This is a genomic window from Riemerella anatipestifer, from assembly GCF_009670965.2.
GTDB classification, from domain to species: Bacteria; Bacteroidota; Bacteroidia; order Flavobacteriales; family Weeksellaceae; genus Riemerella; species Riemerella anatipestifer_B.
Genome location: NZ_CP073239.1, coordinates 233,363 through 255,825, shown reverse-complemented (window position 1 = coordinate 255,825; position 22,463 = coordinate 233,363). Strand labels below are relative to the sequence as shown.

Genomic DNA, 22,463 nt, shown 5'->3' with positions numbered 1-22,463 from the left:
ATTTGTACCGCAAATATATTAAAAATAAATCTTTTGCTTATGCAGTTCAAATTGATATGTATCGGAAAAACAGACCAAAAGGAAATACAAAACCTCATTAGTTACTACCATAAAAGGCTACCCAAATACTATAATTTTGACATCGTAGAGCTTCCAGATATTAAAAACGCTAAGAACCTCACCCCAGAAGTGATTAAAAAAGAGGAAGCCAAACTATTTTTCAACCATATAGAAAGTACGGATACCATTATTTTGTTAGACGAAAAGGGCAAGCAGTTCACCAGTAGGGCTTTTTCGGAGCAAATCCATCATTATATGAATGTGTCTATTAAGCGGGTGTGTTTCTTGATAGGCGGGGCGTATGGTTTTTCGGAAGAGATTTACCAACGAGCCAACGATAAACTTGCTCTTTCTAAAATGACCTTTACCCACCAGATGATAAGGCTATTCTTTGTAGAACAAATCTACCGTGCAGACCAAATCTTGCAAGGCAAACCTTATCATAACGATTGAGGTATCACTAATTTCTAAGATGAGGTGGTCTGATGCCATATCAAAATAGAACCTCAATGAAATTTAGGGAAGACCTCCCTATGGATATAGGGAACGCCTCCCCACGACCGTGGGGAGGCTCTCCTCATTACGCTAGGGAATGGCTCCCTATTTAGCCAATAACCACTGGTGCCGAAAGTACACCCACTCTAGGCTCTTTAGTGGTAACCCCACCTTTAGCATATTGCGTGGTAATACTTAGCTCATAGTTACCCGCTTCTAAATCTGTAGGAACCAGTATAAGTAACCTTGACGGCTCGTTAAGCACAATATGCTCTGTTGAGAGTTTCACTTCTTGCTGATTGTCTAAGTTTTTAAATACGATACCGTTTTTAGGGGCATTGCCATCTATTTTAATGTAAGTACCTTTGATTTCGGCATTCTTACCTTTGGTAAGGGTGCCGTCTGCCTTGCCTGTGGCTTTGTCGGTGATGCTGAACACGCTCATTGGGCTAGACTGCTCGCCTAGGATTTCTACCTTAGTGTCTGCTACCGCTTTTCTAAGGTCTAGACCTTGGTTTACATTTACATATACGGAGTGTTTCTCTTTATCCCAAGTTTTGTCGTAAAACACGCCCTTAATGGCAGGACGCATATACACCAGTCCAGTATTCACACTATACCCGTTGAGTACCAACTCCGAGGCTTTGCGGTTAAAACGGGTAATGATATCTACCGCGGTTTCGGTTTGTATCTCCATACCTTCTTTTTTGAGGGCTTCTACGATTTCTGTAATGCCGAGGCTACCACCTAGAAGAGGTACGGCTACAAAATCGTTTGGGTCATCTTTCGTGAGTAGGTTGGGACGCAACCACGCTTTTAAGGTATTCATAATGTATAAATTTTTGATGTTAGTGTTAGATGTTTATAATACTTTGTGAAGTATAAAAAAGCCTCACTGCAATACTATCACAGTAGGAAAAGATTAAATTATTTTACTAATAAGGCTTCTAGCTTCTGTAAACGAGTTTCTAAGTTAGAAACTTCTGATTTCAGTTCTTTAATAATGGTATCTTTAGCTTTTAGCTCTTCTTTTTGAGATTTAATTGCTTTATCTTGTTCAATCGAATGTAAATAGAGTTCCTCTATCTTTTCTAGATGATTCAATTGCATTTCTGCTAAATTGATATAGCCTTGTCTATTAATTTCCTCAGCCGATTTATAACCAGGTAAATGTCCCTTTTCTTTAATAAAATCTTCAACTTGGTTCAATGTTTTAAAGCTATAATCAGACTTTAAGCTAGAGGTCCCCGTATAATACTTTTGGAAAACATAATCAGGTATAATAAATGCTCCTGTACTGACATTATACTCTGATGCATGTATTTGTCCTGTTGTCACATTAAAGTTAATAGTTCTAACTCCTGCACCAATTACACCAGTGGGATTATCTGCAAAAGAGATAAATCTCTGTCCTAGCGACGAAAGTCTTGTTTCTATTCTCACATTATAGTCATGTGAAGTATTATACTTATAGTCTGTATAACCAAAAACCTTTGGGTCTATTATATTAGCGTCTGGATTACGATAAAGCTCCAAAGCTCCATCTGAAATTGAAAATTGTGTGTTTCCACTTTGTTGACTGCCTTTAATAGATATTCCCTCTACTCCAGCATCTAATGTTAATAAAGCATTACCTATAGACGAAGTCCCTATCCCTAATTTACCTCCTAAAAACAACAAATTATTATTCGCCATATTTACTCGTCTAGTACCAGTTAATGTACCATCGGCAGTGTAGATATTGTTACTTACGCCTGTGCCAGCTGCACTCTTAACCCACTTGGTACCATTGTAATAGTAATAGCCCTTTTCTGTAATATCTGTTACTCTAGCATCGGTACCAGTATAAGATGCTATTGTGCCACCGCCATCTTCTGCTTTAGCATCATCTACTACATAGACTAATGTTCCCTCTTGAGGGGAAGGCATCTTAGCGACTCTTGTTTTAGATAACTTAGGCACAATAATACCCTCGTTAGTTGCGCCTAACAAGTTAGTTGTATTGGGTTTTATCTCTAAAGTAGCATTGGGAGATGAGGTGTTAATCCCCACTTTACCTTCGGTTTGTCCGTAAGCTATTAGACTTAGACCTAAAAAGGCACCTACACTTAGTTTGGTTGTTTTTTTCATAATGTTTAATTTTAGAAGTTGATATTTAAAGTTTATAGATGTTAGATATTGGATTTTAGATTTTAGAGATTGTATTCTAGACTTAAAGGTTGAGGAGATACTAAGCTCTAACCTCTCATATCTCACCTCTAACCTAAAAAAACGCCTTCCCCCTCTAAACACACACAAAACGAGAGGAAAGGCTAAAGCAGAAAGAAAGTAAAAACTCCCTCTCTGAACGCTAAAAGCACCTAACAAAAACGACCATGTTATAAGACAAAACAATGGTGCTTTTAGCATGTATTTATGAAAGCTAAATTTAGAATGGTGTAAATACGAAAATCCGCCAACGAAAGTTGGTGGAATTATATTTATAATTAACGATAAAAGTTGAAGTAATTTTCTAGATAATACGACGCATACCCACGAAACTATTTGTGTGTGTTTACGAAATTATTTGAGATAGCCAAATAATTCGGGTACTTTTTTATACTTGTTTGTATGTAATTGGTATCGTGTGTCATAAAACTGAAGCAAACTTATTACCTTTTAAGGAAGTATGCAAGTGTTTAGAAAATATTTTATGCAAAACTTAATATAGGTGTTTATTTTAGATAGGGGAGAGGCAATGGGAGTTAGTACTCCATTTTTCTTAGCTTTTTATTGGTAAGTCCTACTATAAGGGCAATGGCTAAAGTCATGCTTCCCCCAAATATTACAGAACGCACCACACCTAGAAGTTTAGCGGCTAGACCACTTTCAAACTGCCCCATCTCATTACTAGACATAATAAAGATAGAATTAACACTTAGAACTCTACCTCTTATTTTGTCAGGGGTTTTCAGTTGTACTATCGTACCTCTTATCACTACAGAAATACCGTCTAACATACCACTAAGCATCAAGAAAAAGAACGAAAGCCAGTAGAGTTTAGACAGCCCAAAACCAATGATGCACATACCAAAACCAGCCACCGCCACCAGTAGTATTTTACCTTGATTTCTCCTCAACGGAATAAATGAAAGCAAAATAATAATACACATAGACCCAATGTCAGATGCCGCATTAAGTAGTCCAAAGCCTTCGGCTCCTACTTTAAGAATATCACTAGCATAGACGGGTATCATAGCCACCGCTCCACCAAACAAAACCGCAAACATATCCAAGCATAAAGCTCCCAATATTTCTTTGGTTTTATAGATGTAGGTAAGTCCTTCACGCATACTTTCTAGCATCTTTACTTCTTTTTTATTGTACTCGGAATGTTGCGGTTTTAATTGCCAAAAGAATACAGAAGCTAAGGTCATCAGACTTACAATAACCACGAGTGTCCATTTAATGGTAATAAGTGCGATTAAAAAGCCTCCCAATGCGTGTCCAAATACTGAAGAAGTAAGGAATGTTGCCTGATTTAGGGTAACAGCATTAGCTAAGTTTTCCTTTTTTACCATTTTAGGTATCATAGAAGGGACTAATGGTCCTATAAAAGCACGGCAAATCCCTGTTAGAAATATCACCGCATAGATGAAATAAGAAATCTGGTGTCCTGTGAGATGATAAGAGTTTTCTAAGAACGCCAAAGCCACTAATGCACTAATGAGAAGCACATAGATATAATTACAAATAAGTAGCATTCGTTTCTTTTCGTTCATATCTATTACATAGCCTGCGTATAGGGCAGTAGATACGGCAGGGATAACCTCCGAAAGCCCAATAAACCCAATAGAAAGAGGGTCTTTGGTAAGCTGATAAACCCACCAACCTAGAAGCGTGGCTAACATTCTGAACGCCAAAATGAGAAAAAACCTACCAAATAGAAGGTGTCTAAACTCAATGTTTTTTAAAGTTTTTAGAGGTTCTAGGTTCATGGGGAGAATGCAGGTGTTTTCTTTAGATTATATGGTTTACTAAAAAGTTGGCTATTTTTCTGTCGTTGGCGAGTCTAGGGATTTTGTTTTGCCCACCGAGTTTCCCTTCAGATTTAGCATACTCGTGGAATGCGTTTCTTTTTAATTTAGATATTTTAAGCGGTTGTAATACCTTGCCTTCTATTAAATCATCATAATAGGTATTTCTTGCCCTTAACTCTTGGTCTAGGGTTAATCTAAAGGCTTCTAAATCTTCAGGTTTTTTTTCAAACTCAATGAACCATTCGTGATAAGGTAGCTCGTTGTTGGGAGGAGTTACTTGTGGTGCAAGATGAAACTCTGTAATTTGAGCATAGTGCTGAGCCACGGTAGATTTCATAGCTTCTTCCACTTCATAAGCGATGACGTGCTCGCCAAATGCAGAGGTATAGTGCTTGGTTCTGCCACTCACCAAAATACGGTAAGGATTTTTAGAAATAAACCTCACCACATCTCCAATAGAATACGCCCAAAGTCCAGAGTTGGTAGTGAGAATCATCGCGTAATCTTGGTTGAGTTCAATATCTTTTAAAGTCAAACGAGGAGCGTTGGGCTTGCCGTATTGCTCTAATGGAACAAACTCGTAGAAAATCCCATTGTTGGTGAGTAGTCTTAAACCTTCTTTAGTATAATCGTCCTGAAACGCAAAAAAGCCTTCACTCGCAGGGAAGGTCTGCACAATATCTACAGAGCCTCCAAGGAGTTCTTCCATTTTTTCTCGGTAAGGTTCATAGTTTACGCCACCAGTTACGATAAGTTGTAAGTTAGGGAATAGTTGTTTTATTTTCTTATGGTGTCTTTCTACCAAAATTTCAAAATACATAATGAGCCAAGGCGGAATCCCAGAAATAAGCGTCATATTTTGGGTTTCGGTTTCATCAGCAATTTTGTTCACTTTGCTTTCCCAATCTTCTATACAGTTGGTTTCGTAGCTTGGGAGTCTGTTTTTTTGTAGATATTTAGGGATATGATGAGCTACAATGCCCGAAAGTCGCCCTGTTTTAATTCCATTAACTTCTTCTAGTTCAGGAGAGCCTTGTAAGAAAATCATTTTACCGTTTACAAAATCGGCATTATTCTTTTTCGCAATATATTGAAACAGAGCCGACTGTGCCGCTTTGATTTGGTAAGGCATTCCTTCTTTAGAAATAGGGATATATTTAGCTCCAGAGGTAGTACCAGAAGTCTTAGCGAAATATTCGGGGGTATCTGTCCAAAGTATGTTGGCTTGTCCTCTTTTTACCTTTTCTATATAGGGTTTAAGGTCTTCGTAATCCGCAATAGGAACTTGATTCTGAAAGTCTTCTAAAGTTTTAATTTCTTCAAAATTATGGCTTCTACCAAACAGGGTCTTTTCTGCTGTTTTTACTAAATCTCTCCATAAAGCCTCTTGGTGTTCAATCGCTTTAGATTGGTCTAGTGCAGCTTGTTGAGTATGTTTCTTCGCCCAAACGAGAGCGGCTTTCTTTTTAATCCATTTTAACATAGAGCAAAGATAAGATTTTGTTACCAACTAAGAATAAATCATTATATAGTTATTTAATTAGTCAATAAGATTAATTGAAAATAAAGATGTCTAAAACTTTCAGAACCCTAAAAAAATTCCGAAATTAGCCACCTTAAAATCAACATAAATTTATCAAATGGAAGAACAAAATATCTTAGACTGTGTAATTATAGGTTCAGGACCTGCAGGATATACCGCTGCAATTTATGCAGCTAGAGCAGATTTAAAGCCAGAGTTATTCACAGGATTAGAGCCAGGTGGACAATTAACTACCACTACAGAGGTAGAAAATTTCCCAGGTTATCCCAACGGTATTACAGGACCAGAGATGATGATGGACTTACAAAAACAAGCAGAAAGATTCGAGACCAAAATCCATTACGAAATGATTACCAGCGTGGAGTTTTCTAAAGAGGTAGGAGGTATTCATAAGCTATCCACGGGAAGTAGAGAGATTTTGGCGAGGACAGTAATTATATCTACAGGGGCTACCGCTAAATACTTAGGGCTAGACGATGAAAAGAAATACTCTGGTGGAGGTGTTTCTGCGTGTGCTACCTGCGATGGATTCTTTTATAAAGGGAAAGATGTTATTGTAGTAGGAGCGGGAGATACAGCGGCAGAAGAAGCTACTTATTTAGCCAATATTTGTAACAAGGTAACGATGTTGGTAAGAAAAGACCACTTTAGAGCCTCTAAAGTAATGGCACAAAGGGTAGAAAAAACACCAAATATTGAAGTGAAATATAACCACGAACTCATCGGTATCAAAGGAGAAAATAATCTAGTAGAGCGTGCAGTGGTCATCAATAACCAAACGCAAGAAACCTCTGAAATTGAAGTTCACGGGATATTCATTGCGATAGGGCACAAACCTAATACCGATGTATTTAAAGGGCAAATCAACCTAGACGAAAACGGCTACATTATCACCGAAGGCAAGTCGTCTAAAACCAATCTTCCGGGGGTATTTGCAGCAGGAGATGTGCAAGACCACATTTACCGTCAAGCGATTACTGCTGCGGGAAGTGGTTGTATGGCAGCCATAGATGCCGAAAGATATTTAGGAGAATTAAAAGGATAATCATTAAAAAAACGAGGCGGAAATAGATTCTATTTTTTAGGAGCTATTTCCCGCTGTCCGCTCATACTCCTCGTTTTGCCGCTCCACTTCGTTCCGCGGCTTCACTGCGGGGTATCCGCTTCCATCGGGTCTAGTTTCAGCACTTGTTATATATATAATGAAAACAATACTATACATATTTATAGGGGGAGGATTAGGAAGTGTATTTCGCTTCCTTGTTTCTCGTTATACCGCTCAGTTTTTCAAATTGGGGACTTTTCCTATGGGAACTTTGGTGGTTAATGTATTGGGTTGTTTTTTGATTGGATTGTTAAGTAACTCTCTTATGAAACAAGAGTCAGATGTTGTCAGATACTTTTTTATAGTAGGATTGTGCGGAGGTTTTACTACATTTTCTACGTTTTCATACGAAAACCTTATGTTGTGGCAAAATCAGGATTATGTAACTCTTTTTAGCTATGTGGTAGCAAATTTGGTATTAGGATTTTGGGCAGTTTATTTAGGGTTTAAAGTAGGATAGCTTAAGTTTTTATTATTGATAAATAGTAATTTATATTATTTTAAGGCTAAAATTGAATATAAAATTTGTGTGTAATTAAAAATAGTTATATATTTGCACCACTAAAAACAACGATAGAGTTGTTAAGGAGAGATGGCAGAGCGGTCGAATGCGGCGGTCTTGAAAACCGTTGACTGTAACAGGTCCGGGGGTTCGAATCCCTCTCTCTCCGCAAAAATAAGTTAAGCTGTTGTATATCAACAGCTTTTTTTATACCTAATTTTTAGAATAAATTTTATTTATCTTTGTTAGTCTAATCATTGGTTATTATCAGTAGATTTTTTTACTACTGTAGAAAAAAATACCTCTCTTTGCTAAAATATTTAGTGAAATAGAGGTTTGTATAGTAACTAAAAGAGCTTTTTTTAATCTTTTTCATTTAAAAATATGATCTCATAGCTGATCAAAAAATAAATTTAGAAGTAAAATATAAAACTTTAATTTATAATTTATGAAAACAAAATTATTTTTATTAGCAATGTTCGTTATCCCATTGTTAGGACTTTCACAGAAAAAAGTTGAAACAGTAAAATTATCCAGTGGTAGAACTGTTGTGTTGTATAGTGATAATACTTGGAGATATAGTGATTCAAATGATCGAGTATATGGCTTCTCATCCTCTACTTCTAAGCAGTCAAGTGGTATAAATAGACATCATACTAAACATGCCTTACCAAAAACAAAAAGTAAAAAGCATAAAAAAAATCATCACTCCAAAACTTATTCGTCATATTCGTACTCTTCCTACTGTGGTGCTCTGACTAAAAAAGGAGGTTCATGTTCTAGAAAAGTTTCAGGAGGAGGTAGATGTTGGCAGCATAGATAAAAATAAAGATAGACGTTAGAAGATTCTAGCGTCTATCTTTTTATAACATCTTAATGATACAGAAGTTTTTAGAGATAAATTGAATATTGAAAACTTATAATCTAAGGTTGCTCTACAAGGTAGCCGTCGTAGGAAATAGGTTGTCTATCTCTGCTATTGATGGAAATATAGGCTTTTCCGTTTTTTAGAATATCAACATATATATCACTCATATTCTCAGGATGAGAAAGACTAAAATGATAGGTGTATCCCTTTTTAGTTTTATTTTTAGAGAGTTTGAAGTCTTTTGTCGCTGTATTGAAACTATTTTTAGAAGGGTCTAGACTAGCATTAAACATTCTGCCAAAGTAAGGGAGATTAACAGATAGGCTGTCTTTTTTTAGAGTAACGGCATAGCCATAATCTAGCTCAAACATTCGGCTTCCAACGGTAGGGAATGATTGTGCGATATTGATGACATCGTAATTGTTAGGAAGTGCCCTTTTTGCCATTACGGTAAACTCATTTTTATCCATGTAACTTTGTACCTTGTCTTCGTTTATGCCGTATTGAGTTTGGCAAGAGATAAGGGAAAGTCCTGTTAGTAGTAATACAATAACTCTTTTCATTGTGTTTGAATTTTTAAATATGAACAAAAATAGACAAATCAGACAACAAACAAATCAGAAATAATGCCATCTGCCATAAACCAATGTTCTTCTGGTATAAAAAGTTGATTTTCTTCTAATTTCAATACGCCTGAACTTAGTTTTGTTTCTAGGCTTTTTTGGAATGGCTGTAGTATCTCTTCCGAAAATTGACTGATGATATTGTACTCAACGCCCCATTTGGTGCGAAGACCTATCATAATGAGTTCGTTAAATTGTTCTTTTTCTGATAAAATTTCCGTTTCTTTTGGAAGTGAGTTTTCTACTAAACTTTTAATATATAAACTATTATTAGCGATATTCCAACTGCGTTGTTTTTGTCCGTCGTAGGAGTGAGCCGAAGGTCCTATGCCTAAATAGGGCAAGCCTTTCCAGTAAGCGGTATTATGCCTAGAGTGATAGTTTGGTTTAGAGAAATTAGAAATTTCGTAATGTTCAAATCCGTTTGCTTTAAGTGTTTCTGAAAGATATTGAAAGGCTATAAGCTGTTCTTCTTCTTTTGGAGCGTTTATTTTTTTCTGTTCAATCCACTTTTGTAGAGCAGTTTTGGGCTCTACGGTAAGGGCGTAAGATGAGATGTGTGGCACTTGAAGCTCTATACTTTTTTGCAAACTTTCTTTCCAAAGAGAATGGTTGGAAGTTGGTGAACCATAGATTAAATCTATACTTATGTTTTCAAAACCTGTGTCTTGAGCTCTTTTTATGGAACTTTCAGCTTCGGAAGCACTATGAGCTCTGTTCATAAGTTTTAAATCTTCTTCAAAAAAACTTTGAGTGCCAATGCTTAACCTGTTGATAGGCGTGTTAGAAAGTGCTTTTAAAAAGGATTGGTTTAAATCATCGGGGTTTGCTTCTAAGGTAATTTCTATGTCAGAATTAAATGTAAAATATTTCAATACTTCGTCTATAAGCCTTTGTATTTCATCTACGCTAAGGATAGAAGGTGTGCCGCCACCAAAGTATAATGACGGTAGATTTTTGTTTTCTAACTCGTGTTGTCTAAGGTGTAATTCTTTTTTGAGGGCTAAAAGCATATCATCTTTCAACTTCAACGAAGTGGAAAAGTGAAAGTTACAATAACTGCATTTTTGCTTGCAAAACGGAATGTGTAAGTATATCAAAGATAGATAATTTTTAATGTTTAATATCGGAAACCTCTGGTATTGATGAAGTTTTCAAAAGCGTAGCCTAAGTTAACCATAAAGCTATTACCACCATAATCCGCAATAGGAGAGAGGTTGATGTTGTAAGCTGCTCCGAAACTAAATTGGTTAAATTTAAGTTTGATAAGGGGCGAGAAACTAAGTTGTTGATTTCCAAATGCTGATTTGGCTGTTCTGTAGCTGATGCCTCCTGCAAAATAATTGTCTTCGTCTTTAATTTTTGCTAACAAATTAGCATCAATAATTCTAGATGAGTTGGTGTTTAAATTGATTAAAACTGAGGGTTCTAACGAAAGATTGTCAGAAAAATCCCAATCGTAGCCAGTATTGATGAAAAATTTGGTGGGAGAAGGTTCTATTCCATTAACAATGTAGGTGGTTTTACTTAGAGGAATATCCACTACTGAAAAACTACCGAAAAAGCCATTGTAAGTAGCTTGTAAGCCTAAGTTAGCGTAGGTTAAAAATACACTGTTAGTACCGCTTTGTATTAGAGGGTCGCCAGAATCTTTTGGATTAAGAAGAGCTAAATCTATATTGGAGTTATAGAGGTTGATACTTGTACCAAAGGAAAATTGATTTTTTCTTTCGTTATCATCTATTGGGATAAAATAGGCGGCTCCTACATTGATACCGTTGGCAGAAATAGGTCCGTTTTGGTCTCTGAAGAAGTAAGCACCTACACCTAATCTATCAGTAACATTGGCGTGTGCACCTATAGATTGTGTATTTGGGGAGTTCTCTAGTTTTGAGAATTGTTTTTGATAGTGGCTATTGATTATAATGTCGTCTGTTTCTCCAAAATGAGCGGGATTAAAGAGATATTTACCGTCTAATAAATATTGTTGGTAATACGGAAGAGTCTCCTGTGCATAGGAAACAATAGTGATAAAAATAGAAATGGTAAATAAAATCTTTTTATACATAGCTTGATTGTTTTGAAATTAGGCTAGATGCATATTATCTATAAGCCTTACTTGATTTACATGAACAACAATAAAAGCTCTGTAAGAACAATCCTTATAGAAGAAATCGGTTTCTTTTAAAGTGTTTTCATCAGCAATTACACAATATTCTAAATCAAAGTTTTTTTCTTTTTCAAAAATGGTATGAACTCTCTCTTTTATTTCTGGAATACTAACAACTCTAAACCAATCATTTACTTTTAAAAGGGTTTCGTAAATAATTTTGGCATCTTCTCTTTCAGCTTCGGATAATCGCATATTCCTAGAGCTCATCGCTAAGCCATTTTCTTCTCTGTAAATAGGCACTCCGTGTATATTGATTGGAAGGTTTTTCTTTTCCACTAACTTCCTGATGATGGCAAGTTGCTGGAAATCTTTCTCTCCGAAGTAAGCGTTGTCTGGTTGTACCTGTCGGAAAAGCTCTTCTACCACTGTGCCTACACCATCAAAATGACCTGGTCTCATTTTGCCTTCCATTTCGTTTTCTAGCCCATCAAAATCGTAGTTTTTCGCTACGGATTTTTCGGGGTAAATATCTTCTATACTTGGTGTATATACAGCATCTACCAATTTTGATTTTTTAAGTTTTTCTAAATCGGCTTCTAAAGTTCTTGGGTACTTCTCTAGGTCGTCAGGGTTGTTAAACTGCGTAGGATTAACAAATATAGATGAAACAACAATATCGTTGTGAGGTCTAGCTGCCTCGTAGAGAGAAATATGTCCTTTATGCAAAGCTCCCATAGTAGGAGCAAAACCTATGGTATTGCCGTTCAGTTTGTTATGTTTAATATAGGTTTCTAATTCTTTCCTACTGTCTAATATTTTCATTTGAAAAATTTCTCCAAAATTATAAAAAATTGTTAATACACTGTTATTAGTTTAAAAAGTTGTATTTTTGCATAGAGAACTGTCTTTTAAGTTGAAGATAAAAAATAAGAATTATGCCAGACAAAAAGATTTTATATGTTACTACAGAGATGTTTCCTTACCAAGAAGAAAGTGCAATGTCTGATGCGGTAAACAGAATGGCTCTTAAAATGTATGGTGATGGAAATGATGTGCGTGTCTTCATGCCTCGTTTTGGATATATTAGTGAAAGAAAGTTTCAGTTACACGAGGTGATTAGACTTTCAGGAATGAATATTATTATTAATGATTTAGACCAACCTTTAATTATTAAAGTGGCTTCTTTGCCAGGAGAAAGGTTACAGGTTTACTTTATAGATAATGAAGATTATTTCAAAAGAAAATTTACTTACAAAGATGAAGAGGGGCTTCCTTTCGATGATAATGACGAAAGAGCCATGTTTTTTGCACGAGGTGTTATAGAAACTATTAAGAAACTTAATTGGGTGCCAGATGTGGTTCATCTTAATGGTTGGATGTCAGCATTTATACCTGTATATCTAAAACATTACTACAAAAAAGATTCTTATTTTGATGATACCAAGTTTGTTTTGTCTGTATATAATGAAGAAAATTTAGTTTTTGACAAAAAAGCGGTGGTAAATAAGTTTAAATTCGACAATATAAAAGGAATTAAAGCGTTTGATAATCCTAGCTTCTATAGTTTTTTAGAAGAAGGTATGAATCTTGTAGATGTGGTAGTGAAAGGAGATGAATTTTTGGAACAAGATTTAGATGAAAGTTTTTCTCAAGCAAGTTCAGATAAGAAAGAGTATGTTACTCCTGAGTCTGTAGGTGAGATATATTAAAAAATAGATTTTATTTAATACATTCAATGATAATAGAAACAAAAAAAATCCTTAAACTGTTTGTTGTAGCAGGATTAGGGAGTTTAGTGATACAAAGTTGTGAGTCAGATGCAAATAATCTTGGAGAGCAGTTTTTTGCAAGTGGGGCAGCAACAGGTGAAACGCAGAGCTACGATGTGATAGCTTATAACCTCAATAATAATGATACCATACAGTCTGATGCATCTCGTATTTCTCAGGCTACTTTAGGGGCTTTTGCAGAAGATAATTTTGGAATGCAAAAGTCCTCTTATATAACACAGTTACGATTATCTAGCTATAATCCTGATTTTGGGACTAATGCGAAGGTAGATTCAGTTGTTTTAGAATTGAAACCTATTTACGCTTCAGACTCTGCAACTACATCAACAGATGAAGATTATATTTTTACAGGTAATGTAGCGGCTAAAAAGGTAGTAACAACTTATCCTATACAAAAATATGGTAATAATAAATCACTAACGCTTAAAGTAGATGAAGTAGATGATTTTTTGTATTCTACAGAGAAGAAATATTACTCTAACCAAAAAGTGGCACTAGGAGTTAATTTGGCAACAGTATCACTTAATGGTAAGGTGTCGTCGGTTAGTATTACAAGCGATGCTGATAGTAAAGAATTGTTATCTAGAACTGTAGGTGTTAGAATTCCTCTTGATGCACAGTATTTTCAAGATAAAATAGTAAGTAAGCAAGGAGCTACAGAACTGAAAGATGCTGCTAGTTTTATCCGTTATATAAAAGGAATAAGACTTTCTGTAGTAGAAAATGATGGTTATATTTTTAGATTTACTCCTAATGACACTAGCATTAAGATGTATTATACCTATGATACAACATCTAATGGAACTACTACCAAAACTTCTGCGGTTTATCAGTTTGATTTAGGTTCTAGTAATACTCATTTTAATCAAATAGATTATAATAGAGCTTCAGCTTATAGTACAGCACTTGCTAATATTGATACAACTAATGGAGACGAAAGGCTCTACCTACAAGGTATGGGAGGAGCTGGAGCTGTTTTAAGAATACCTGCAACAGAAATACAAAAAATTAAAAATCTTTATAAAAACGAAAATATAGGCATTCTTTCTGCTAAAATAAGATTATATACAGATGATAGTGTATGGAATAAATCTTATGCTAAACCATCAAATTTCTTAGTGAAATATGCTAATCTTAATGACTTTTTAGCTGATGTTTCCGCAATGTCTCTATCATCGTCTTACTCTCTCGTTAAAACTTCTGATCTAACAAGTAACCCTGCTTACTATGATATTACCATTACTCAAACTCTCAAAAATATTATAGAAAAAGAGGCAGAGAATAAAGATTTAGAAATTAATGTGGGAGATTATTTAAAAAGTACACAGGGAACTTTGCTAGGACAAAACTACAATACTAGAGCTTATGCTCCTCAAAGAATAGTATTAGTTGGTTCTAAAACGACCAATCAGAATAAAGTGAAATTAAATATTATTTACGCTAAAAAATAAGGTATATGTGTGGAATAGTAGGATATACAGGGCATAGAGATGCATACGAAGTAGTTATTAACGGTCTTAAAAGATTAGAATATAGAGGGTATGATAGTGCTGGGATAGTATTGGAAGACTTATCTAGTTCTTATGATGTAAAAAAGACAAAGGGTAAAGTTTCCGATTTAGTAAGTATATCAGAGAATCTTAAAAATACATCACACATAGGTATGGGGCATACTAGGTGGGCTACTCACGGTGTGCCTAGCGATAAAAACTCACACCCTCATGTTTCTAATAATGGTAAGGTGGCTATAGTACATAATGGGATTATAGAAAACTATGATACCATTAAAACTATGTTAGTGTCTAAAGGCTATATTTTTCATTCAGAGACAGATACTGAAGTTTTGGTTAATCTTATTCAGTATTTTATGGATGAAAATAAAGAATTAGATTTTCCAGAAGCGGTCCGTTATGCTCTTAATGAGGTTTATGGGGCTTATGCAATTACGGTAATGCATAAAGATTATCCTAGCCTTTTAGTAGTAGCAAGGTTGGGTTCTCCTCTTGCGATAGGGATAGGTGATAAAGAATATTTTATTGCATCAGATGCCTCTCCATTTGTAGAGTTTACTAAAGAGGCTATCTATCTAGAGGAAGGTCATATGGCAACTATATCTTTAGAGAATGGTGTAGATATTAGAAAAATAGAAGATAACTCTAAAATTACTCCTGCCATTCAAGAACTTAAGCTTAATCTAGAGCAGATAGAGAAGGGTGGCTATGAGCACTTTATGCTTAAAGAAATTTTTGAACAGCCTAAATCTATTCACGATACTATGAGAGGTCGTCTTTTGGTAGATGAAGGTATTATTAAGATGGCTGGTATTTGGGATCATTTGGAGAAATTGAATAATGCTAATCGTATCATTATCATTGCCTGTGGTACTTCTTGGCATGCAGGATTGATAGGAGAATACCTTATTGAAGAATTTGCAAGAGTACCTGTAGAGGTAGAATATGCTTCTGAGTTTAGATATAGAAACCCAATTATAACGGATAAGGATGTCGTTATTGCGATTTCTCAGTCAGGAGAAACAGCTGATACAATGGCAGCTATTAAAATGGCAAGAGAAAAAGGGGCATTTATTTATGGTATTTGTAATGTAGTAGATTCTTCTATTGCTCGTTTTTCAGACGCAGGGTCTTATACTCATGCTGGACCAGAGATAGGGGTAGCTTCTACTAAGGCATTTACTGCACAATTAACTATTTTAACCTTGATTGCACTTAAATTAGGTAAACATAACGGAAACTTAAGTAATCAGGAGTTTATGAAGCTGATTACAGAACTAGATACCATTCCTAAAAAAGTAGAGGAAGTATTGGCTTCTACTCATGATTATGTGAAGAAAATAGCACATGATTTTGTAGAATCAACTAACTTCTTGTATCTTGGTAGGGGATATAATTTTCCTGCAGCTTTAGAAGGAGCATTAAAGTTAAAGGAAATTTCTTATATCCATGCAGAAGGCTACCCTGCAGCAGAAATGAAGCATGGTCCTATTGCTCTTATTGATGAGAATATGCCTATCGTGATAATAGCACCTAAAAATAAACATTACGATAAAGTGGTGAGTAATGTACAAGAAATTAAAGCTAGAAAAGGTAAGGTGTTAGCTGTAGTGACTAAAGGTGATGAACAGGTAGCTTCTATGTCAGACTATGTGATTGAAATCCCTGAAACTTCAGAATGTTTCTCTCCTATTATAGCATCAGTACCACTACAGTTATTAGCTTACTATATTGCTGTTTATAGAGGAGCTAATGTAGATCAGCCTAGAAACTTGGCGAAGTCAGTTACTGTAGAGTAAAAAGTAAAATATTTTGCGTTTATATAAAATAATTGTAATAAAAACTCGTTAGCTCTTATATGTTTTTGAATGAATAATTCAAAAAAAGGACTATATTTACGCGTTAAAATCAATATGCATAGTTTTATGTTAATTGGTTTGAAACTAAAAATTAGAAAATTAAATTAAACATCATCAGATGAAAAAAATATTTTTTGTACTCTTATCAGCTTCTTTGGTTGTCTCGTGCTCTAGAGGGAGTAAGTCTTCTGGTAAGCCTACTACTAAAGGAGAACTTATACCAAAAAACAAATCGCAGTCGTTTGTAGCAGAGAGACCATATGGTATGGTAGCTATTTCTGGAGGTTCTTTTGTTATGGGTATGGCAGATGTAGATTATACTAACATGCCAGAAAAAGCTCCATTAAAAACAGTTACAGTATCCTCTTTCTTTATGGATGAAACAGAGGTTACTAATGCTCAATACAGGCTATTTATAGACTATGTAAGAGATTCTATTGCTAGAACTTTACTTGCAGAAGCAGCAGGTGATGTAACTTCAGGTGGACGTAATGGTACAGGAATATCAGATTACGCTTACCTTGCTAAAAAAGTAGGAAATGCTACACCATACCAAGAATATTTGGAATCAAAAGGAGGTAGAGATGGCTATGATGAATCTAAAAGGTTAGACTGGGGAGTCCCTTTAAAATGGAAAACATCAGATTATCCAGATGTTCAGTATGCAGAGGTTATAGAATCTATGTATCTTTCTCCAGCAGAAAGAATAAATGGTGAGAGAATTATTGATACTAGAAAATTGAAATACGCTTACCAATGGGAGGATATAGAGTCTGCCGTTAAAGATGGTAAAAGAAGCTCAAACTATCTTAAAAAAGAAAGTATTGCAGTTTATCCTGATACAACAGTTTGGATTAAAGATTTTAATTATGCTTATAACACTCCACTATATGATGGTTACTTTTGGCATAAGGCCTATAAAAATTATCCTGTAGTAGGCGTTACTTGGGATCAAGCTAGAGCTTATTGTGATTACAAGACAAAAGCTAAGAGAGATGAGAATAAGAAGTCTAAGAAAAGAAAAGAAACTCCAATGGCATTTCGTTTACCTACAGAAGCAGAGTGGGAATATGCTGCTAGAGGAGGTAGAGAAAATGCAACTTATCCATGGGGTGGACCTTATTTAATGGATGATAGAGGTTGCTATATGGCAAACTTTAAGCCTAAAAGAGGTAATTATATAGAGGACGAAAAGAAAGGAAATTATACCTATACGGCTCCAGTGAAATCTTTCCCTAAAAATGATTTTGGTCTTTATGATATGGCAGGAAATGTATCTGAATGGACAGAGTCTCCGTATAGCAATGCGACGTATCAGTTTTCTTCAACTTTGAATCCGTATTTGTCTAATCAAGCTTATAGAGATGTTAAAAAATCAGTAAGAGGAGGATCTTGGAAAGACGTGGGATACTTATTAATGACTGGTTATAGAGATTGGGAAAGAAAAGATTCTGCTAGAAGCTATATAGGATTTAGAACTGTACAGGATATACCAGAAGGTTCCGCTAAATTTAAGAGAAAAACAAAATAATAAATTAAAAGTAAAACAATATATTTTCACATCATGAGACTAAATGATAAAACATTAAATTTCATCTACTCGGTAGGTGCTTCTGTAGTAATTTTAGGTGCATTTTTTAAAATGACTCATACTACTTTTGGAGGTTTAGTAAATCCTAACTGGATTTTAGGTGCAGGTCTAATTACCGAGGCTCTTATATTTTTGCTATATGCATTTAATCCTCCAGCAGAGGAAGCTAAATATGCTTGGGAAAATGTGTATCCAGAATTATTAGATGCTAATGCACAACCTAAGCCTAGAAAAAATAATATAGTAGAACAAACTCAAGATATAAAACAACTAGAAGTTTCTCTTTCTGAAAAGTTAGATAAAATGTTAAAAGAAGCTAATCTAGATGTACAACTATTTGAGAGACTTAGAACAGGAATAGATAAGTTTTCTGCATCTGTAGATCAAATCAATCAAACTGTAGATGTGTCTTCGTCTACCCAAAAGTATAATGATCAGCTTACATTGGCTGCTAATCATTTAGAGAGTATGAATGCTCTTTATGCATTACAGTTAGAACATGGTAAAGCTCAGTCAGAATATCATCAAAAATATGTTTCTGATTTACAAAAATCAGTAGCACAATCAGAGAAGTTTAATCAAGAGTTAGATGGGCTTACAGCTAACCTTAATAATCTTAATAGAGTTTATGGAGGTATGTTGAACGCGATGAAAGGATAAAATTTTCTTTTTCAAAGTTTTAATCTATTTTTATAACCTTAAAAAACTAAAATGGCAAAGGAAAAATTATCACCGCGTCAGAAGATGATTAACTTGATGTACCTTGTTTTCATTGCAATGCTTGCGATGCAGATAGATCAAGAGATTATACGCTCTTATAATGATACAAGAGATACATTGAGTCAGACAACATTACTTACTCAGTCTAAGAATAAAATATTTGAGGAAACTCTTCGTCAAAAGGCAGAAAACTCTCCAGAGTCTTTCTCCCATCCTTATGAACAATATAAATTATTAAAGGATAAAATAGATGCTTTAGTAAAATTTATAGATGCTTCTAAGACAGAGATGCAGAAGTTTGCAGGTCTGGATATGACTTCTAAAGAGTTTGATTTTAATGCTTTAAATAATACTGATGCTTCTACACTTTACTTTTTTGATAAAGCAAATGAGGCTAGTCCAAGTAAAAATGCTGAAAAATTGAAAACCCTAATGGGAGAAATTAAAAGTTTAACACTGCAAATTTTCCCTAAAACACCACAGAACGAAGCTATTATAGAAAGAGCTAACAGTTCTTTTAGTACAGTAGTTAGTACAAGTAGTGTTAAAAAAGATTGGTTAGTTTCTAGATTTTATAATCAGCCGTTAGTGGCTGCATTAGCTAATCTAGAGGTTTTACAGTCTGAAGCTAGAAATTTACAATCAGATGCTTTGGCTAATATGCTTAAAGAAAAAGTAGATGCTGATATTAAGTTTAATGCGTTTGAAGCTATTGTAGCTGCGCCAACAGTTGTTTTACAAGGTGATAAAGCTGAAGCTAAGGTAATTGTTGGAACATATGCAAGTTCTGTTCCTGGAATGTCTATATCTGGTGTGGATAGAACAGCTAATGGTCAAGGGTTCAAAAGTCTTAATACAAGTAGTGTAGGAGATTTTAAATTTAATGGAGAAATTACATTTTTAGATGCTAATCAGAAGCAAATAAGATTACCTTTTTCTCATGCTTATCGTGTAATAGCAGGAGCTAAGGAAGTGGCACTACAAAGTGGAGCTGTGGTTTCTGCCGATAAGATGAATGTACTGTATAGAGGGGTAGATAACCCTGTTTCAGCTTCTATGTTGGGAGTTGATAATGCTTCTGTAAGGCTTTCTGCTGCTGGAGCTTCTGTATCTGGTGGTAAAGGCAAATGGGTAATTCGTCCAGGAGCTGGTAATTCTGTAAATATTATGGTTACGGGTACTTTGCCTAATGGTAAAGCTACTACGGCATCATTCCCTTTTAGAGTGAAAAGCGTTCCTGCTCCACAAGGGCAAATTAGAGGTCAAAATGTGGTGTCTATGCCTGCTAGTTCTATTAAAAATCAAACTATATCTGCTGCAATTCCAGATTTTGAGTTCCCTGTAAGTTTTACAGTAACAGGGTTTAGAGTTAAAATACCAGGTAAAGCAGCAAGTTTTATTAGTGGAAATAGCTTGAGTTCAGTTGCGGCACAGACTACAGGTTTGCGTTCTGGTGATGTGGTTTATGTGTATGATATACAAGCAACTGCTAGCGGTTTAGGAGGGCAAATGCTTAAGAATATTTCTCCAGTAGTGATAAATGTTCAGTAATTTTATAAAGTTGAGATTCCTTAGTAATAAGGAAAAATAAAATAATAGTACCAATGAAAAAAATCATTTTTAGTGCTTTCATATTAGCTTCTGGTTTTGCTTGGGCACAGAATATTCTTAATGCGAAATCTCCTGAGGAATTTCGAAAGTTAAGAGAAGATAATCAGGCTCAGAAAGGAGACGAAATAATATCTACAGAAGTAAAACCATTAGACTACGGCTATATAGAGGATAAGGATATTCTTAGGAGTATGGTTGTATGGGAAGTTATAGATATGAACGAAAAAATAAATCAGCCGTTCTATTATAATTCAGATGGTTTGGTATCTCAGAATAAGTCTTTGTATCAGTTGTTATTAGATGGTATCAATAGTGGTAAAATAAAAGAGGTTTATGATGATGAGATGTTTACTACTAGGCTAAAACCTGAAGAAATACAACAGAGAATGAGTAGAGTGGTAACTTCGGATTGGCTTATTGATAAAATCAACAGTGGTGAGAAGGTTTCTGATGAAGATAAAAAAGCTGGTACAGATGTTTACGAAACAAAATCTGAACAGGTTAAACTATTGAAAATAAAAGGTATGTGGTACATTGACAGAAGAGATGGGCAGATGAAATACCGTCTCTTAGGGATAGCTGCTATGGGACCTGATCCTCAAACTATGGGACAACAATTTGCTGATAAGGAGGAGTTTATAGATCTTTTTTGGGTGTTTTATCCAGATGCTAGGCAGATTACGGCAAATGCTAGAGTTTTTAATAATAAAAATTTGTCTTCTGATATTAGTTTTGATGATATTCTTAATGCGAGAAGGTTCTCTTCTATCATTTACAAGTCTGAAAATGGATTAGGAAGTGGGGTAATTAAGGATTACATTCCCAATGATGCAGAGGCTCAGTTGGAAGAAAGTGAAAGAATTAAAAACCAAATATTAGAAATGGAAAATGATATGTGGAACTACTAGATTTTAAACGTTCCGTGTATGTTTTTGTATCATAATAAAACCTGAGTTCATAAGCTCGGGTTTTGTGTTTAAAACGAAAAAGATTTTATGAAAAATGTAGAATATATTATTGTAGGAGATGGCTATGCTGGATTATTTTTTGCTCATCAATTATTGAAAAATAATCACTCTTTTGTTTTATTTTCAGATGGTGAAAAAGGAGCTTCTCAAGTATCGGCTGGCATTGTAAACCCTGTAGTTCTTAAGAAGTTTACCACTTTTTGGAAGGCTAATGAGCAGATAGAATTTCTTACAGATACAATAAAGGAAATAGAAGCTTATACAGGTACAAATTATTTAATAGAAGCCCCTATACATAGGATATTTCATGACGAATCTGAGAGAGAATTGTGGAAGAAAAAAAGGCTAGAGAAGGAAGATTTGAAGCCTTTTTTGAGTGATGATTTCTATACATTAGAAAATGTAGAAAATCCTTTTGAGACAGGTAAAGTATTGAGGTCTTCAAGGCTAAATGTACCTTTGTTTTTTAGTAATTATTTACACTATTTGGAGCGTCAAAATAAATTGATAAAGGAACGATTTGATTATAATCAAATTGATGTGGAAAATAATAAATATAAAGATTGGATTTATAAAAAAATTGTTTTTGCGGAGGGGATAGGCGTTAAAAATAATCCTTTTTTTAGGGATATTATGGTAAATCCAAATAAAGGGCATCATCTTAAAGTAAAACTTTCTAAAGAGCTATACTCTGATGTTACTATTAAGAAAAAACATTTTTTATTTCCTTTAGAAGAGACTAATTCTTTCTACTATGGAGGAACCTATGATAGAGATAATACTGATGAGAAAATAGACACTAAAGCCGTAGAACAACTTGAAAATGGACTGAAAGAATTTTATCCGTTTGATTTTGAAATACAAGAGGTTTGTTATGGTTTTAGACCTACAGTTAAGGATAGAAGACCTATTTTGGGAGCTCACGAGGTATATTCTAATTTGTATGTTTTTAATGGATTAGGGGCAAGGGGGATTCTCAATGGTAGCTATTTTTCTAAAATATTATACGATTTTACTCAAACTCAAATAGAATTGCCTAAGGAAGTTAATGGTTTACGTTTTTTTAGCTAAATAAAAGTTAGCTA

At 34.8% G+C, this 22,463-nt stretch carries 20 protein-coding genes and 1 tRNA gene; 13 read left to right on the top strand and 8 right to left on the bottom strand.

What is annotated here, in order from left to right; all coding sequences use genetic code 11:
* Positions 1–39 precede the first annotated feature (39 nt).
* Positions 40–513, top strand: coding sequence for a 23S rRNA (pseudouridine(1915)-N(3))-methyltransferase RlmH (gene rlmH / locus D1J36_RS01195; protein ID WP_154137122.1), 474 nt, complete (start codon positions 40–42; stop codon positions 511–513).
* Between the two features lie 151 nt (positions 514–664).
* On the opposite strand, the gene D1J36_RS01190 is transcribed toward rlmH, so the two are convergent.
* From D1J36_RS01190 to D1J36_RS01175, 4 genes are all read right to left on the bottom strand, one after another.
* Positions 665–1,384, bottom strand: a complete 720-nt coding sequence (locus D1J36_RS01190; RefSeq protein ID WP_154137121.1) for a DNA-binding domain-containing protein — start codon at positions 1,382–1,384, stop codon at positions 665–667.
* 98 nt (positions 1,385–1,482) lie between these two features.
* Positions 1,483–2,685 carry a hypothetical protein gene (locus D1J36_RS01185; RefSeq protein ID WP_154137120.1) on the bottom strand — a complete coding sequence of 401 codons (1,203 nt, stop codon included), beginning with the start codon at positions 2,683–2,685 and terminating at the stop codon, positions 1,483–1,485.
* A 614-nt stretch (positions 2,686–3,299) separates the two neighbouring features.
* Positions 3,300–4,532, bottom strand: coding sequence for an MFS transporter (locus D1J36_RS01180; RefSeq protein WP_154137119.1), 1,233 nt, complete (start codon positions 4,530–4,532; stop codon positions 3,300–3,302).
* 22 nt (positions 4,533–4,554) lie between these two features.
* Complete coding sequence (locus D1J36_RS01175) at positions 4,555–6,057, bottom strand: GH3 auxin-responsive promoter family protein (protein ID WP_154137118.1); 1,503 nt, start codon at positions 6,055–6,057, stop codon at positions 4,555–4,557.
* A gap of 157 nt (positions 6,058–6,214) precedes the next feature.
* On the opposite strand from D1J36_RS01175, the gene trxB reads away from it, so the two are divergent.
* The 4 genes from trxB to D1J36_RS01155 all read left to right on the top strand — a co-directional run bounded on the left by trxB (position 6,215) and on the right by D1J36_RS01155 (position 8,547).
* The gene (trxB, locus tag D1J36_RS01170; protein ID WP_154137117.1) at positions 6,215–7,162 is read left to right on the top strand and encodes a thioredoxin-disulfide reductase; all 948 of its coding nucleotides are present in this window, start codon (positions 6,215–6,217) and stop codon (positions 7,160–7,162) included.
* 157 nt (positions 7,163–7,319) lie between these two features.
* The gene (gene crcB, locus D1J36_RS01165) at positions 7,320–7,682 is read left to right on the top strand and encodes a fluoride efflux transporter CrcB (RefSeq protein WP_154137116.1); all 363 of its coding nucleotides are present in this window, start codon (positions 7,320–7,322) and stop codon (positions 7,680–7,682) included.
* A 126-nt stretch (positions 7,683–7,808) separates the two neighbouring features.
* Positions 7,809–7,893: transfer RNA gene (locus D1J36_RS01160), tRNA-Ser, on the top strand.
* 279 nt (positions 7,894–8,172) lie between these two features.
* Positions 8,173–8,547: a hypothetical protein gene (locus D1J36_RS01155; protein WP_154137115.1), complete on the top strand. Its 375-nt coding sequence runs from the start codon at positions 8,173–8,175 to the stop codon at positions 8,545–8,547.
* A gap of 101 nt (positions 8,548–8,648) precedes the next feature.
* On the opposite strand, the gene D1J36_RS01150 is transcribed toward D1J36_RS01155, so the two are convergent.
* From D1J36_RS01150 to panC, 4 genes are read right to left on the bottom strand one after another with little or no spacing between them, the layout of a single operon-like run.
* A complete protein-coding gene (locus tag D1J36_RS01150) occupies positions 8,649–9,155 on the bottom strand; it encodes a DUF4251 domain-containing protein (protein WP_154137114.1) in 507 nt (168 codons plus the stop codon).
* A 38-nt stretch (positions 9,156–9,193) separates the two neighbouring features.
* A complete protein-coding gene (hemW, locus tag D1J36_RS01145) occupies positions 9,194–10,300 on the bottom strand; it encodes a radical SAM family heme chaperone HemW (RefSeq protein ID WP_252339434.1) in 1,107 nt (368 codons plus the stop codon).
* A 35-nt stretch (positions 10,301–10,335) separates the two neighbouring features.
* Positions 10,336–11,283: a PorP/SprF family type IX secretion system membrane protein gene (locus tag D1J36_RS01140; protein WP_154137112.1), complete on the bottom strand. Its 948-nt coding sequence runs from the start codon at positions 11,281–11,283 to the stop codon at positions 10,336–10,338.
* 18 nt (positions 11,284–11,301) lie between these two features.
* Positions 11,302–12,150 carry a pantoate--beta-alanine ligase gene (gene panC, locus D1J36_RS01135; RefSeq protein WP_154137111.1) on the bottom strand — a complete coding sequence of 283 codons (849 nt, stop codon included), beginning with the start codon at positions 12,148–12,150 and terminating at the stop codon, positions 11,302–11,304.
* A gap of 113 nt (positions 12,151–12,263) precedes the next feature.
* On the opposite strand from panC, the gene D1J36_RS01130 reads away from it, so the two are divergent.
* The 8 genes from D1J36_RS01130 to D1J36_RS01095 all read left to right on the top strand — a co-directional run bounded on the left by D1J36_RS01130 (position 12,264) and on the right by D1J36_RS01095 (position 22,449).
* The gene (locus D1J36_RS01130) at positions 12,264–13,037 is read left to right on the top strand and encodes a glycogen/starch synthase (RefSeq protein WP_154137110.1); all 774 of its coding nucleotides are present in this window, start codon (positions 12,264–12,266) and stop codon (positions 13,035–13,037) included.
* 26 nt (positions 13,038–13,063) lie between these two features.
* Complete coding sequence (locus tag D1J36_RS01125; RefSeq protein WP_154137109.1) at positions 13,064–14,569, top strand: DUF4270 domain-containing protein; 1,506 nt, start codon at positions 13,064–13,066, stop codon at positions 14,567–14,569.
* 5 nt (positions 14,570–14,574) lie between these two features.
* On the top strand, positions 14,575–16,428 hold the full coding sequence (gene glmS, locus D1J36_RS01120) for a glutamine--fructose-6-phosphate transaminase (isomerizing) (protein ID WP_154137108.1): 1,854 nt from the start codon (positions 14,575–14,577) through the stop codon (positions 16,426–16,428).
* Positions 16,429–16,606: 178 nt separating this feature from the next.
* A complete protein-coding gene (gene gldK / locus D1J36_RS01115) occupies positions 16,607–18,019 on the top strand; it encodes a gliding motility lipoprotein GldK (protein ID WP_154137107.1) in 1,413 nt (470 codons plus the stop codon).
* 33 nt (positions 18,020–18,052) lie between these two features.
* Entirely contained in the window at positions 18,053–18,739 is a 687-nt protein-coding gene (gene gldL / locus D1J36_RS01110; protein ID WP_154137106.1) for a gliding motility protein GldL, read from the top strand.
* A gap of 51 nt (positions 18,740–18,790) precedes the next feature.
* The gene (gene gldM / locus D1J36_RS01105) at positions 18,791–20,350 is read left to right on the top strand and encodes a gliding motility protein GldM (RefSeq protein WP_154137105.1); all 1,560 of its coding nucleotides are present in this window, start codon (positions 18,791–18,793) and stop codon (positions 20,348–20,350) included.
* Positions 20,351–20,403: 53 nt separating this feature from the next.
* Positions 20,404–21,318, top strand: coding sequence for a gliding motility protein GldN (gene gldN / locus D1J36_RS01100; RefSeq protein ID WP_154137104.1), 915 nt, complete (start codon positions 20,404–20,406; stop codon positions 21,316–21,318).
* Between the two features lie 87 nt (positions 21,319–21,405).
* Positions 21,406–22,449, top strand: a complete 1,044-nt coding sequence (locus D1J36_RS01095; RefSeq protein WP_154137103.1) for an NAD(P)/FAD-dependent oxidoreductase — start codon at positions 21,406–21,408, stop codon at positions 22,447–22,449.
* Positions 22,450–22,463 lie beyond the last annotated feature (14 nt).

Excerpts from the sequence above, each read along its gene's own strand:
- rlmH (WP_154137122.1), top strand. The coding sequence starts at position 40 with ATGCAGTTCAAATTGATATGTATCGGAAAAACAGACCAAAAGGAAATA.
- D1J36_RS01190 (WP_154137121.1), bottom strand. The coding sequence starts at position 1,384 with ATGAATACCTTAAAAGCGTGGTTGCGTCCCAACCTACTCACGAAAGAT.
- D1J36_RS01185 (WP_154137120.1), bottom strand. The coding sequence starts at position 2,685 with ATGAAAAAAACAACCAAACTAAGTGTAGGTGCCTTTTTAGGTCTAAGT.
- D1J36_RS01180 (WP_154137119.1), bottom strand. The coding sequence starts at position 4,532 with ATGAACCTAGAACCTCTAAAAACTTTAAAAAACATTGAGTTTAGACAC.
- D1J36_RS01175 (WP_154137118.1), bottom strand. The coding sequence starts at position 6,057 with ATGTTAAAATGGATTAAAAAGAAAGCCGCTCTCGTTTGGGCGAAGAAA.
- trxB (WP_154137117.1), top strand. The coding sequence starts at position 6,215 with ATGGAAGAACAAAATATCTTAGACTGTGTAATTATAGGTTCAGGACCT.
- crcB (WP_154137116.1), top strand. The coding sequence starts at position 7,320 with ATGAAAACAATACTATACATATTTATAGGGGGAGGATTAGGAAGTGTA.
- D1J36_RS01155 (WP_154137115.1), top strand. The coding sequence starts at position 8,173 with ATGAAAACAAAATTATTTTTATTAGCAATGTTCGTTATCCCATTGTTA.
- D1J36_RS01150 (WP_154137114.1), bottom strand. The coding sequence starts at position 9,155 with ATGAAAAGAGTTATTGTATTACTACTAACAGGACTTTCCCTTATCTCT.
- D1J36_RS01140 (WP_154137112.1), bottom strand. The coding sequence starts at position 11,283 with ATGTATAAAAAGATTTTATTTACCATTTCTATTTTTATCACTATTGTT.
- panC (WP_154137111.1), bottom strand. The coding sequence starts at position 12,150 with ATGAAAATATTAGACAGTAGGAAAGAATTAGAAACCTATATTAAACAT.
- D1J36_RS01130 (WP_154137110.1), top strand. The coding sequence starts at position 12,264 with ATGCCAGACAAAAAGATTTTATATGTTACTACAGAGATGTTTCCTTAC.
- D1J36_RS01125 (WP_154137109.1), top strand. The coding sequence starts at position 13,064 with ATGATAATAGAAACAAAAAAAATCCTTAAACTGTTTGTTGTAGCAGGA.
- glmS (WP_154137108.1), top strand. The coding sequence starts at position 14,575 with ATGTGTGGAATAGTAGGATATACAGGGCATAGAGATGCATACGAAGTA.
- gldK (WP_154137107.1), top strand. The coding sequence starts at position 16,607 with ATGAAAAAAATATTTTTTGTACTCTTATCAGCTTCTTTGGTTGTCTCG.
- gldL (WP_154137106.1), top strand. The coding sequence starts at position 18,053 with ATGAGACTAAATGATAAAACATTAAATTTCATCTACTCGGTAGGTGCT.
- gldM (WP_154137105.1), top strand. The coding sequence starts at position 18,791 with ATGGCAAAGGAAAAATTATCACCGCGTCAGAAGATGATTAACTTGATG.
- gldN (WP_154137104.1), top strand. The coding sequence starts at position 20,404 with ATGAAAAAAATCATTTTTAGTGCTTTCATATTAGCTTCTGGTTTTGCT.
- D1J36_RS01095 (WP_154137103.1), top strand. The coding sequence starts at position 21,406 with ATGAAAAATGTAGAATATATTATTGTAGGAGATGGCTATGCTGGATTA.